General features: G+C 35.8%; 13 protein-coding genes. 7 read left to right on the top strand and 6 right to left on the bottom strand.

The features are described 5' to 3' along the window. Nucleotides 1–5: 5 nt before the first annotated feature. The 4 genes from IPJ63_03705 to rplI are packed head-to-tail and all read left to right on the top strand — an operon-like array spanning nt 6 to nt 3,059. Nucleotides 6–215, top strand: a complete 210-nt coding sequence (locus IPJ63_03705) for a hypothetical protein (GenBank protein ID QQR76574.1) — start codon at nt 6–8, stop codon at nt 213–215. After that, nucleotides 212–1,384: a sugar fermentation stimulation protein gene (locus IPJ63_03700; GenBank protein QQR76573.1), complete on the top strand. Its 1,173-nt coding sequence runs from the start codon at nt 212–214 to the stop codon at nt 1,382–1,384. The genes IPJ63_03705 and IPJ63_03700 overlap by 4 nt, the downstream gene beginning before the upstream one ends. A gap of 7 nt (nt 1,385–1,391) precedes the next feature. Beyond that, nucleotides 1,392–2,606: a S41 family peptidase gene (locus tag IPJ63_03695; protein QQR76572.1), complete on the top strand. Its 1,215-nt coding sequence runs from the start codon at nt 1,392–1,394 to the stop codon at nt 2,604–2,606. A 3-nt stretch (nt 2,607–2,609) separates the two neighbouring features. Beyond that, entirely contained in the window at nt 2,610–3,059 is a 450-nt protein-coding gene (rplI, locus tag IPJ63_03690) for a 50S ribosomal protein L9 (protein QQR76571.1), read from the top strand. A gap of 18 nt (nt 3,060–3,077) precedes the next feature. Here rplI and rpmA read toward each other — a convergent pair whose 3' ends face one another. Further along, nucleotides 3,078–3,350: a 50S ribosomal protein L27 gene (gene rpmA, locus IPJ63_03685; GenBank protein ID QQR76570.1), complete on the bottom strand. Its 273-nt coding sequence runs from the start codon at nt 3,348–3,350 to the stop codon at nt 3,078–3,080. A gap of 41 nt (nt 3,351–3,391) precedes the next feature. On the opposite strand from rpmA, the gene IPJ63_03680 reads away from it, so the two are divergent. The 3 genes from IPJ63_03680 to IPJ63_03670 are packed head-to-tail and all read left to right on the top strand — an operon-like array spanning nt 3,392 to nt 6,600. Continuing rightward, entirely contained in the window at nt 3,392–3,787 is a 396-nt protein-coding gene (locus tag IPJ63_03680) for a hypothetical protein (GenBank protein ID QQR76569.1), read from the top strand. Between the two features lie 15 nt (nt 3,788–3,802). Then, nucleotides 3,803–5,689, top strand: coding sequence for a glutamine--fructose-6-phosphate transaminase (isomerizing) (gene glmS / locus IPJ63_03675; GenBank protein ID QQR76568.1), 1,887 nt, complete (start codon nt 3,803–3,805; stop codon nt 5,687–5,689). 2 nt (nt 5,690–5,691) lie between these two features. Further along, on the top strand, nt 5,692–6,600 hold the full coding sequence (locus IPJ63_03670; protein QQR76567.1) for a hypothetical protein: 909 nt from the start codon (nt 5,692–5,694) through the stop codon (nt 6,598–6,600). A 299-nt stretch (nt 6,601–6,899) separates the two neighbouring features. On the opposite strand, the gene IPJ63_03665 is transcribed toward IPJ63_03670, so the two are convergent. From IPJ63_03665 to IPJ63_03645, 5 genes are all read right to left on the bottom strand, one after another. Then, nucleotides 6,900–8,213, bottom strand: a complete 1,314-nt coding sequence (locus IPJ63_03665) for a peptidoglycan DD-metalloendopeptidase family protein (GenBank protein ID QQR76566.1) — start codon at nt 8,211–8,213, stop codon at nt 6,900–6,902. An 11-nt stretch (nt 8,214–8,224) separates the two neighbouring features. Beyond that, nucleotides 8,225–9,676, bottom strand: coding sequence for a glutamate--tRNA ligase (locus IPJ63_03660; GenBank protein ID QQR76565.1), 1,452 nt, complete (start codon nt 9,674–9,676; stop codon nt 8,225–8,227). A 203-nt stretch (nt 9,677–9,879) separates the two neighbouring features. Beyond that, nucleotides 9,880–11,007 carry a UDP-N-acetylglucosamine--N-acetylmuramyl-(pentapeptide) pyrophosphoryl-undecaprenol N-acetylglucosamine transferase gene (locus IPJ63_03655; protein ID QQR76564.1) on the bottom strand — a complete coding sequence of 376 codons (1,128 nt, stop codon included), beginning with the start codon at nt 11,005–11,007 and terminating at the stop codon, nt 9,880–9,882. A 2-nt stretch (nt 11,008–11,009) separates the two neighbouring features. Further along, nucleotides 11,010–12,122, bottom strand: a complete 1,113-nt coding sequence (ftsW, locus tag IPJ63_03650) for a putative lipid II flippase FtsW (GenBank protein ID QQR76563.1) — start codon at nt 12,120–12,122, stop codon at nt 11,010–11,012. A 2-nt stretch (nt 12,123–12,124) separates the two neighbouring features. Next, the gene (locus IPJ63_03645; GenBank protein QQR76562.1) at nt 12,125–13,183 is read right to left on the bottom strand and encodes a hypothetical protein; all 1,059 of its coding nucleotides are present in this window, start codon (nt 13,181–13,183) and stop codon (nt 12,125–12,127) included. Between the last annotated feature and the right edge of the window lie 16 nt (nt 13,184–13,199).

The raw sequence follows: 13,199 nt of genomic DNA, 5'->3' as shown, positions 1-13,199 counted from the left end.
TGAATATGTCATACGAAAGAATTTTATTTTTCCTAGGTATTTGGATAGCGTTATTATCATTTTTAGGGTTTCCAGTTTCAGTACGAAGGATATTATTTATCATATCAGGCTTAGGAGTGTGTTTTATAGCATACGTATTTTATAAAAAATCTATACGCTCAAGACCAGATATAAAAATAAAAGAAAATAATACTCCGACAATAGAAAGCATATGAGAAATTTGGCGCACAAGGCAGTTACAGCAATATTTTTTGTTTCTATAGCTGTAGGACTATACTTTGCTGTGCCATATGTTTTTGCAAATAGATATAACTCAACAAATTTTGCAGAAGAAGCTGCAAAACAAGAGGTAGAAGACAGTATAATAAGTGAACTTGTAGAGACAAAGAAAGTTTCTCATATAGAAACTCCAGAAGTAGTTAAGGGTTTGTATATGTCTAGTTGGGTAGCAGGGACTACTGATTTCAGAGACAGTATGATTGAGATTATAGATACTACAGAAGTAAATGCAGTAGTTATAGATGTTAAGGATTCTACAGGTAGAATATCTTTTGCGACCAACGATCCTTATTTAACAGAAATTGGTGCTTCAGAAAATAGAATCAGAGATGTAGATGGACTCATAGAACTACTACACTCAAAAGGTATATATGTAATAGCTCGAATTGCAGTTTTTCAAGACCCTTATTTGGTAAAAGAATGGCCATCTGAAGCAGTAAAAAAATCTAGTGATAAAAGTATCGCTTGGGGAGATAGAAAAGGAATGCACTGGATTGATGCAGGTTCTACCAAGGTATGGGACTACAATGTAGCCGTCGGGAAAGAGGCTTACAACAGAGGTTTTGATGAATTAAATTTTGATTACATTAGATTTCCGTCTGATGGAAACATGAAGGATATATATTATCCAGTAAGTGAAGGGTTGGTGAAAGCAGATGTAATGAGATCTTTTTTTGAACATTTAAACAGTTCTTTTGAAGAAGAGGGTATACCTATTTCAGCAGATATATTTGGTATGACGACAACCAATACAGATGATCTCAACATAGGTCAAATACTAGAAGATGCAGTAAGAAATTTTGATTATGTTTCTCCTATGGTATATCCCTCACATTATCCGGCAACATGGAATGGATTTGCAAACCCAGCAGCAAATCCATATGAAGTTATAAAACTTTCCATGCAAGGTGCGGTAGACAGAACTATTGCAATCGGAGAAGATATAAACAAGTTAAGACCTTGGCTACAAGATTTCAATATGGGGGCCACTTATACGCCAAGTATGGTTAGGGAGCAGATAGATGCTACAGAAGACTTGGGTATAGACTCATGGCTTCTATGGGACCCAGCAAACACTTACACTAAAGCAGCATTAAACGAATAATAAAATTATGGAAAAGATTAAAACAAATTTTAAATATGTATTTGCAAGTCTAGTAATAATAGTAGTTATATTTTTTGCTGGTGTATCTTTCGGCTATAACAATCGGCCTGCTGTAGATAAAGTTATTGCAGTAACAAATAAAGAAGCAGAAATATCTACTGAAGAGGCAGATTTCGCTCCGTTTTGGGAAGTGTGGAATGAGATTGAAGAAAAATATCCAGATGCAAAAAATATTAGCAATCAGGACAAGATTTGGGGAGCAACAAAGGGTCTAGTTGAGTCTTTGGGTGATCCACATTCAAATTTCTTTGATCCAAAGGAAACTAAGTCTTTTGAAGAAAGTATAAATGGTGAATTTAGTGGAATAGGAATTGAGATAGGTCAGAAAGACGGTGTTTTGGTTGTTATTGCACCACTAGAGAATACTCCGGCAGATAAAGCAGGTCTTAGATCAGGCGATCTTATATTGAAGATAAATTCAGTTTCAACTGCAGATATGACCCTTGATGAGGCGATTGAGCTTATTCGTGGAGATATAGGCACAGAAGTTAAATTGACAGTTTTGTCGCTCGGCTCTGAAGAGTCTAGAGAAGTTTCTGTGGTCGGTCAGATAATAGAGATACCCACACTTTCATATAAGATGAATGATGATGGAATATTTGTGATATCTTTGTACAATTTCTCTTCTAACGCAACAGATTTATTTGATCAGGCTATGTATGAATTTAGTAAATCAAATACAAATAAACTTATCGTCGACGTGCGCGGTAATCCAGGAGGATATTTAGATGGAGCTGTTGATATATCTAGTTGGTTTATACCAAAAGGTCAGGTTGTTGCCATAGAGTCATATGGTGGAGATGTAGAGGATGTAGTATATAGAAGTCACGGCTACAATATTGGCAAAGGTGCCTTAAATATGGTTATACTTGTAGATGAAGGATCTGCATCTGCATCAGAGATATTTGCTGGAGCTCTCCAAGAATATGGAAAAGCGACCCTCATAGGTAATAAAACTTATGGCAAAGGATCTGTTCAGCAGTTGATTCCTATAACTGATACTACATCTCTGAAGTTAACTATTGCCAAATGGTTGACTCCAAATGGAGTTTCTCTTACTGGTAACGGTCTTGATCCAGACATAAGCGTACCTGTGACCAAAGAAGATTTAGAAGCTAAGAAAGATACTCAGATGCAAAAAGCGATTGAGTTTCTGAAATAATATATGAAAGTAATTTTATTGAAAGATATACCAAAAATAGGCAGAAGAAATGCTGTTGTTGATGTAAACGAAGGTTATGCTAGAAATTTCTTGATACCAAAAAGATTTGCTGAAATCGCTACAGACAAGGCAATAGCTCACCTAAACCATATAGCTGAACTAGCCAGAGTTGATAGGGATATCGAGGATAGTCTGCTGAAGAAAGTATTATCAGATCTAAGTTCAAAAGATTTAGTAATTGAAGAGAAGGCTAACGAAGCAGGGCATCTTTTTAAGGGTATAAACCAGATCCTAATAGCAGAAGCTCTAAACAAAGAATTTAGAGTAAATATAGACCCTAAATATATTAAGTTAGACAAGCCACTAAAGACAGTCGGGGATTATGTAATTCAGGTTGATATAGAAGGGAAGACTGGAACTTTTAAACTCACAATAAAAAATAAAACCTCTTAACGAGGTTTTATTTTTTATTTAGATTACTGTTACGATTTTCTTTATAGATTTTTGTCCATCGTAACCAACTTTTCTTTTTGAGCCAAATTTAACCTTTCCTGGTACTAGAGCAAAAATTGTGTGATCTTTACCCATTTTTGTTCCTGCTCCAGATAGTATCTTAGATCCTCGCTGTCTGATTATTATATTTCCAGCACCAACAGCCTGGCCGTCGTATTTCTTCGTGCCAAGGTACTTAGGATTTGAGTCTTTTAGGTTTTTAGCTGATCCGCCCGCTTTTCGATGTGCCATATGTTCGCTTGATTACTAAAACTATTATAATATAAGTATTAATGAGTATACGTGATTATACAAAAAAAATCAAGGGTTATCTAGGGGGTTACAAAATTGGCCTAGAAGAGGTATTTTCGGTCATTTTGGTATTGACATGTTTAACTTCTTTTGGTCTGGGTAGGTTGTCGGTCCCAAAAACACTAGAAAGTGATACAGTATCTATTATAGGAAATGTTTCCAGTTATGAAGAAATTGGTGGCTCCGAAAAGGGTGGGGGATATGGGTCTTCTTACTCCACAGGGGGTGCCTATGTCGCTTCTAGAAGTGGTACAAAATATTATCTTCCTACCTGTAGTGGGGCTTCTAGAATAAAAGAGGAAAATAAAATTTGGTTTAATTCGGAATCTGAAGCTGAAAATGCTGGTTTTACAAAATCCTCAACTTGTAATTATTAAATAAAAAATAAATATATGTGTGGAATAATTGGTATACTAAAAAAAGAAAATAGTGAACTCTCAGACAACTTAGTTCAGTCTTTGATTGATTTGGAATATCGCGGATATGATAGTGCTGGTATTGCTATAGTTCACAACTCAAGTATCAAGATAGAAAAATGCTTAGGTGCACCTAGTCAGTATATGGACCTGGATCGTTTCAAGAAAAATATAGGAGAAGAAAAGATTTTGACTACTGTTGGAATAGGTCACAATAGATGGGCAACTCATGGTAAGCCTTCAATATCAAATGCTCACCCTCATCTTGATTGTGGTGGAGATATTGCGGTAGTGCATAACGGTACAATACTTAACTACGAATCCCTAAAAGAAAACTTAAAGAAACAGGGACATAACTTTAAATCAGATACTGATACAGAAGTAGTCCCGCACTTGATAGAAGAGAATATGAAAAAAGGTCTCAGTCTAGAAGATGCTATCGTTGAATCGGCCTCTTTATTGGAAGGTAGTTTTGGATTGGCGATTATACTCAAAGATTATCCAAAGACTTTGTTTGTTCTAAAAAATGGTAGTCCTATAAGTATTGGTATATCAAATGAAATGTTTGTGGTTGCTTCTAGTACAAATGCAATACTTAGATACACTGATCGATATTTGGTTTTAGAAGACGGTGAGATGGCTAAACTTGATGCAGAAAACATGTCTCACAATATATTTAAATATAAACAGCCAGCAAGATCTAGATTGTATAAGGCTGAGCAAGTAATCGAAGGAATATTGCTAGAAGATTTATCAAAAGGGGATTTTGATACCTTTATGCAAAAAGAGATATTTGAGCAGCCTGCTACAACTCGTTCAACAATACTAGGTAGAACAAATACAGAAGAGGGATTGGCTGTATTGGGTGGGCTTATTGATTATAAAGAAAAACTAAGGAATATAGACAATCTATATATCGTGGGTTGTGGTACAGCTTACAATGCAGGAATGCTTGGAAAAGAATTGATTGAAAATCTGACTCCAATAAATGTTTCTGCACAAATTGCTTCTGAGTTTAGATATAGAAAACAAAATTTTAGTCCAGACAATTCAGTATTTTTGAGTATCAGTCAATCAGGTGAAACTGCTGATACATTAGAGTCTTTAAAAGAGATGAAGAGAAAAGGTTTTACTACACTAGGAATAGTAAACGTCGTAGGAAGTGCAATTGCGCATGAAAGTGATGCTGGTATATACACCCGAGCAGGAACAGAAATCGGTGTCGCTTCTACAAAAGCTTTTACAGCTCAAGCAATAACACTTTATTTGTTTAGTCTATCTCTAGCTAGGGTTCATGGTATGAGCGAAAGCTCAGGTATATCTTTTATAAAAGAGCTTGAATCTATACCTGACATAATGAAAAAAGTTTTAGAAAATCACCAAGAGATTGAAAGAATTGCAGAAGTTTTTAGAGATATAGAAAAAATCCAATTTCTAGGTAGGGGAATTCACATGCCGATTGCATATGAAGGTGCTTTAAAATTCAAAGAACTGACTTATATGGAAGCTGGTAGCTATCCTCTGGGAGAACTGAAGCATGGGCCTATGGCTGTGATAGATGATATGTCTCTTTCGGTTGTTATATTACCTAAAGACGATTTATTTTCTATCGGTTCAATTTCAATCGAACAAATAAAATCAAAAAGTGGAAGATTGCTTGTTATTACAGATGAAGAGGGTGCGAAGAGTCCTGTGATGAGACTTGCAGATGAAATTATTGTTATACCAAAACTAAACAACCCAGTGATGTATCCTCTTATAGAAGTTTTACCGTTGCAACTTTTTGCATATTATTTTGCAAAACAATTAGGTAACAATATAGATAAGCCTAGAAATCTAGCTAAGTCCGTAACTGTTCAATAAAGATGCGAGTAATCTGGATTACATCTATCATAGGTATTATTCTGGCATCGTTTTCGGTTTATGGAATTCTTAATAAAGAAAATAATTTTTTATTTTCCAAATCAGAAATAACTAAAGATATAGAAAAAATAGGGGATCAGGTTTTTTCTATTCCAAATGAAGATTTTGACTTGAGAGTTTTCTTACCATCTCCGCTTGTATTTGATAGAGATGAGTCTGGTGTAGATAGTAAACAAACAAATAACAGCACCAGCCAAATCAATCAGGTAAATATTGTCTACCATACTAACTTGAATAGACAATCTGAAGGATTTTCAATTTTAAATCAAAATACTAGATTGGAATCCTCAGCTCAAAAAAAAGCACAAGATATGTTAGATAGGCAATACTTTGAACATGATTCTCCAGATGGTATTGGAGTGGCTGATTTGGCCGAAGATTCTGGCTATGAATATATTGTTGTTGGAGAAAATTTAGCCAGAGGTGATTTCAAAACAGCAGATGAAGTTGTTTTAGCATGGATGAATTCTCCAGCGCACCGTGAAAATATTATGAACAGTAAATATACAGACATAGGCATTGGTATAGTTTATGGAAGATATGATGGATCAGATGTTTGGATACTGGTGCAGCATTTCGGTGCTTCTATTGATACTTGTCCAAAAATAGATAGCTCTCTTGAATTAAAGATTGAAGACGAACAGACAGTAATAGATAGTTTGGAAAATGATATATATAAAAAATTGGATGAGATAAATAGTACAAATAAATGGTCTAGTGGGTACAATGACCTAGTAGAGGAGTACAACGCGCTTATATCAGAATTTAATTCCAAGGTGGTCGCAATAAAAGAAGATATAGCCTTATACAACGAGGGCGTGGTGCTATTTAATGCCTGTGTTTCCTCATAGGGAATTTAGAATACTAACGTCGCACAATATATCTTTTGCGACGTTATATTTGAAAATAAGCCCTTTGTTTACTTGGTTTATTGTCTGGTTGTCTTGGATGCTTTCGTGCATATCTATTACGTCATATAATCGTTTTTAAGCCCATCCTCTACCCTAGTGTTAGGATTTATATAGAACATACTACCTTTAATCAATTCATTGATTTTTTATCATCTGGCTACCCTATTTATACTTGACTCTAGTTATAAATGTGTTGTAATACATAAAATAAAAACATCCCGTGGGATAGGGTGTTTTTATTAGCTTTTGATCATAGAGCTTGTGTAGCTTGGCATATAATCTAGAGGGTTTAGATATGCATTTGTTGCTGCTCGGGGTTGCACTAGTATCTTTCCTTTACATGCGATACTTTCTTTACCTGATACATCCACAGCGTCTGCTGGGTATAGACTGACATGTAAGTGTGGAGCTGTAGAATGCCCAGTGTTACCACTATAGGCCACAATTTGTCCAGGACTGACCCTAGCTCCTTTTGCGGCGCTGACGAGTGACAAGTGTCCATAAGTACTAGCCAGTCCATTGTCGTATTTTATAAATACCCATTTTCCAAAAGATGCACCGCGACAAGTTGCGTCCGTATCTCCACTAGCAACAACCACGCCACTTGCCATAGCTAATACTGGTGTTCCGATACTAGCTCGGAAGTCAGTTCCACTATGAGTTCCAGATGTATACAGTCTAACTGAATCTACAGTTTTACCGAACATCTGAGTTATGAATACATTTGTGAGTGGCCATCCAAGTGAATGAGAGCCTCTTGCTGGTATACTACTTGGATCAAGAACGTATTTTAGTTGAGACTCGTAACTCTGAAGTTCTTTTTCGAAAGCTGCTTTAAGTGCGAGCTTGTCAGCTAGAATTTTTTTATAATTTGATTCTAAGTTTTTTGTTTCGCTTAGTAGCTTGTTTTTATCTTTTATATTTATATCCAGTACTTTTTTCTGACCATTCAGCTCATCTTTTAGCGCGAGTAATTCTTTTTTTGCTTCTAATTCTTCGTTTCGGTCGCCCTCTAATCCGTGGCGTACCGCGATCACATCTTTTGTGTGATTGTATACATCAGACTGTATTCGTTTTAGAGACTCTATTTCATTCCATACATCAGCAATCCTGTCGTTTGAGAGCATTGATACAATTAGAGGATTTGCGTCTAGTTCATTTATCTTGGCTATGTTTCTAGCTATAGCAAGCTGGTTTACATCTATAGTTTTTGATTTATCTCCTATATCCAAATTTAGACTTTGAATCCGGAGTTCCGTAGAACTTATCTTGTTTTCAGTTACAGATATTTCAGCTTGTAATTTTTTCTTTGATATATCAAGTTCATTGATGGATCCTTTTAAAGATAGTGCATCTTTACTTGTATTATTTAATTGAGTTTGATACTGAGCGATCTCAGCTTCCAATTTGTCTATTTCGCTAGTATGAGATTGTATTTTATTTGATAGGTCTGTAGCTACATCAGCTTCTACGTTTTTATTAACGTGAAGTACGAGTAATGACAAGACAATTGTCGCAAAAAGGATTGATTTTATATCTTTTTTTGAGCTCATATTACTATATCTTAACCCGCGAGGAGTTCCATAGCAATTTTGATTCTTTCCAATGTCTCTGATTTGCCCAATATAGATGAAATAACAAAAGGATCTGGTGATTTATCTAGTCCGGATAGTGCTATACGAATAGGATGAAGTGTCGGACCACGCTTATCTTTATCTAGATTATTCATAAGAGTTTCTTTTATAGAATCTTGTGTAAATTCAGTATCTTTTATTCCATCTATCAATTCATATCCATGTTTTAGATTTTCAACAATAGCTTCTTTTGTGGAATATTTAAATATCAATTTAGTCGCATCGTATTTTGGTCTATCAGAAAAATAATCTAAGTCCCCTATCTCTATCATATTTTTTATATCAGAAAATTTCTCTATCCTTTCTTTGATTAGTGGTACTAGTTTATTTATTTTATCCCCTATCTTGTTTTTAAAATCTTGCGGTATGTGTTCATCTAATTTAATTAAAAATTCAGACTCTGTAAGACTTTTCATATGTTCACGATTTATCCAATTTAGTTTCTCTGTATTAAAACCACCTCCAGATTTTTGGACCTTTGTAATATCAAAAGATTCTATAAACTCAGAAGGGCTAAGAATTTCTCTTTCGTCTCCTGGGTTCCATCCAATAAAAGCCAAAAAATTTATCATGGCTTCGGGTAAATATCCTTCGTCTTTGTATTCCAATATATCTTTTGCACCGTCGCGCTTGCCGAGCTTCTTTTTTCCATCAGGAGCCATAATAGGCGGAAGGGTCGCAAATTCAGGTCTTTCAATACCAAGTGCTTCGTATATAGACAAAAACTTTGGAGTTGAAGATATGAATTCATCGGCTCTCATGATATGTGTTACTCCCATTTCTAGATCGTCGATTATATGTGCAAAATTGTAAGTAGGATATCCATCGCTTTTAATTAGAATTATGTCATCTAAAGCTTCCGGTCCAGCAGAAAGTTCTCCTCGAACTAGATCGTTCCATTTATAAGATTTTATTTCAGATACTTTTAACCGAAGAGGTTTTGTTCCATCCCAAGCTGGAGGATTTTCTGGTCTGTAATCTCTGAACAAAAAAGGTTTTTTATCTGCTTCGGATTTTTTTCTAAATTCTTCAACTTCTGCTTCTGTATATGGGTCTGCGTAAGCAAGACCTTTTTCGATTAAAATGTTTGCGTATTTTTTATAAGAGTCCAATCTTTTTGATTGAAGATATGGTGCATTTGGTCCGCCTATATCGACTCCTTCATCCCACTCAATACCGAGCCACTTTAAAGATTTTATTATATGTTCAATAGAACCTTCTACTTCACGGGCTTTGTCAGTATCTTCTATTCTAAGTATAAAAGTTCCTTTATTTTTACGTGCAAATGCCCACGCAAAAAGCGCAGTGCGCACACCACCTATATGCATATAGCCTGTTGGGCTTGGTGCAAAACGAGTTACAACTTTTTTTGATTCAGGCATAGAAAAAGTATAGCAAATAAAGGCTTTTTTGAGGATACTTGACTTTAGAATATTAATATGTTAATATCCTAATTACGGATTAGAGAGTACAGGCATAGCAACGACCCTCCCGGTTGCTGTGGCCTAATGAGCTGACAGTGGAGGTATCCAGGGGTGTGATCAGACCTCGTTTGCGTCGATCTCTTTTTAGATCGGCGCTTTTTTTATTGTTCGTGCTTGAGTGCGATATTTATAATTTCTCTTGCAATAGTATTTGCAGCATCTGGTCGCGCAAAAGAAAGCGCGGCTTTTTTCATTGCTTCTATTTTCACACTATCCCCTACCAATTTTTCGATTTCTGCAACTAGAAGGTTTGGGGAAAGATTTGTTTCCTCTATCACCTCTCCTGCGCCACTTCTTGCGTATGTATACGCATTTTTACGTGAATGATCTCCGTTTGATTTATCAAAAGGAATTATTATAGCTGGAACTCCCCAGCCTGCTATTTCAAATATGGTTGAACCAGCACGAGATACTACTATATTTGCAGCACCAGCTGCCATTTTTATTCCCAATGGATTTAAAAAACCAATAGGTTTGTATCTTTTTTTGAATTCATTGTTTGCAATTATTACGTTTGCGGTTTGTGTTATGTCTTCAAGATTTTTAGGACCAACTTGATGAATTATTTGGAAATTTGGAAGAAGAGCAGGAAGTGCGTCTATAAGAGCGTTGTTTATTTTTTGAGCACCTTGAGATCCACCTAAAATTAGGATCACTGGAATGTTTTGATCAAACCCAAAGTATTCATGAGCTCCTTCTTTTACTCCTCGTGCAATATCTCTACGCACAGGCTGTCCTGTCCAAGCTGTTTTATTTTTTGGGAAAGAGTCTATTGCTTCTGGGAAAGATATTGCTATTCTTTTTGCAAATTTACTTGCCCATTTGTTTACTCTACCCGGGGCAGAGTCTGATTCATGGATAACTACAGGTATACGTAGAATCTTTGCTGCAAAAAGTGCTGGGAAGCTCGCAAAGCCACCTTTACCAAATACAACATCAGGATATAGAGCAAATATTTTAAATATTGCTTCCATGCATCCAGTCGCTGTTTTAAACATATCAGTTATGTTTTTTATAGATGGGTATATCCGAAGCTTACCTGCGTTTACTTGTACAAACTTTATATTATTTTCAAAAAGTGCCTGCTTGTCATATGGCTCGGTAGACATATAGTAAAGTTCCGATTTTAAAATCTTTTCCTCGTCGACTATCTTGTTCAATGCTTCAGCAATAGCAATGATTGGGTAAAAATGCCCGCCGGTTCCTCCTCCTGTAAAAAGTATTCTCATAATTAATTAATTTTGCGTTGGTATTTTGACATATTAAGTATTATACCAATCGCAGCCAATGAAATAAGTAAAGATGTTCCTCCGTGACTAATAAAAACAAGCGGAACTCCGGTTAGCGGAAAGAGTCCAACTATAGACGCTATGTTTAGTAAGGATTGCGCTCCAAAAAGTATAACAATTCCAACTATAAAAAGTCTACTGAACGAATCGGGTGCTCTGTATGCAAGATGTAAACCCCTCATCACAAAAGCCACATATAAAACTAACAATAAGACAGAGCCAACAAAACCGAACTCTTCACCAATCACGGCGAATATGGAATCTCCTTGTGGTTCTGGTAGGTAGCTAAACTTCTGGATACTTTGCCCAAGACCTCTTCCAAAAACCCCACCTGACCCTATGGCGATAAGTGATTGCTGGAGTTGGTAAGATGAATTACTAGGATCACTACTTGGGTCTAGAAAAGTTTCTATACGCTCTGTCAGATAAGGAGTAAACATTGCTAGTGCTATGAGGCCGGCAGCAGCGATAGAAATCAAGAAAACTATGTATTTTATAGGTATACCGGAGACGAAGAGCATAGAAGCTCCAACTGCGATAATCAGCATCAGACTTTTTGTATCTGGTTGAGCAAGTAGTACAGACGCAATAACCCCGATCATTAGTATTAGTGGTAAGATACTAAATTTGTAATCTGAGACCTTGCTTTTTATCCATGACAAATAAGCAGCAAAATATATAACAAAACCAATTTTTAAAAATTCTACTGGCTGAAGTGAGAATCCAAAAATAGATATCCAGCGTCTTGCTCCGCCGTGACTAAGACCAAGTCCTGGTACGAATACTAATAGAGTTAATACAATAGATCCTAAAAATATTATAAAAGAATTATTCCTCCAAAAATCATATTTGTATTTCATGCAGATTAATAGAGCTATTGAACCACCTAGTAACCCCAGTACTAATTGGTTGAATAAGACGCCATAAAATTTTTCTTCATTTTTTGCGAGTATTCCTAGAGATGCAGATACAAATGATATTAGTCCAAAGATAACTAGCGCCACCACAATACCAAGGAAGACTTTGTCTATTGAATTCTTGCTGGTCTTGGACATTTTTATAATAGAGATAGAACTATTCCAATAATCGCAAATATTATAGATATAACCCAATACCGCATTGTAATTTTCGCCCTTGACCAACCTAGTGCTTCAAAGTGATGGTGCAGAGGTGCAACTTTAAATACTTTTTTATTGAAATACTTTTTTGAAAATATTTGTATTGCAGAAGATAGGGCTGTAGCAAAAAGAGGAAAAGCAACTACTGGTAGAAGTAGAACTGTATCTGTAAGGAAAGCTACTATAGTTAATGTGACAGTAAGTCCGAGCATGCCGGTTTCTCCCATATAAAATCTTGCTGGTGGAATATTGAACCACAAGAAAGATAATATTGCTCCAGTCACAACAGCGCAAAATACTGCTATATCAATTTGATTCTGCAAAAGAGCAATTGTTGAATATGCTCCAAATATAATAGCCATCACGCCTCCTGCTAGTCCATCTATTCCGTCTATTACACCACTTGAAAAAACTGCAAATATTACTGCCATAAAAACTGGTATGAACAGCATACCAAGCGGAAGTATTCCAAATACAGGTATTGCCATGCTAGATATTCCAAGTTTGTAGTAAAACCACAAGCCGCCAATAAGCCCTATAGATAGGACGATTGAAATCATGTATCCTCTAGGAAATCCATTTGCAAAAGTTCCTGGTTTTGCAAAAATTGTAAGCAGATCATCTGTTAATCCAACAAGGCTGGCTATAAGCATTGCGAACAATAAAAGTAGTGTTTGATTTCTACTTATGAAGTTTAGTTTTTCAGTTATTTCGTTTGGTATAAATACAGAAATCAGGAATATTATCAATGCTGTACCTAGTGTCGCTAACCAAATGATTGAACCGCCGACTCTTGGTGTAGCTAGCTCTTCTTTTGTGTTGTGTATGGCTGTAAATGTTGGCGAAATTTTATCGGCATTTATAGTTTCATCTATTCGAGCATGTCTTTTCCAGAGACGGTTTTTTATAAACAGTCGCATTAGAAAAGGGGTCATACCAATACCTAAAAAGAATGCTATCGTGGTCGGTATAAATATTTTGATTATATTTATTATCATATTTAGAAGTATAACA

It is taken from the genome of Candidatus Nomurabacteria bacterium, from assembly GCA_016699365.1.
GTDB lineage: Bacteria > Patescibacteriota > Minisyncoccia > Phycocordibacterales > UBA9973 > CAZLWF01.
This window is presented reverse-complemented; position numbering and strand designations above follow the sequence as displayed.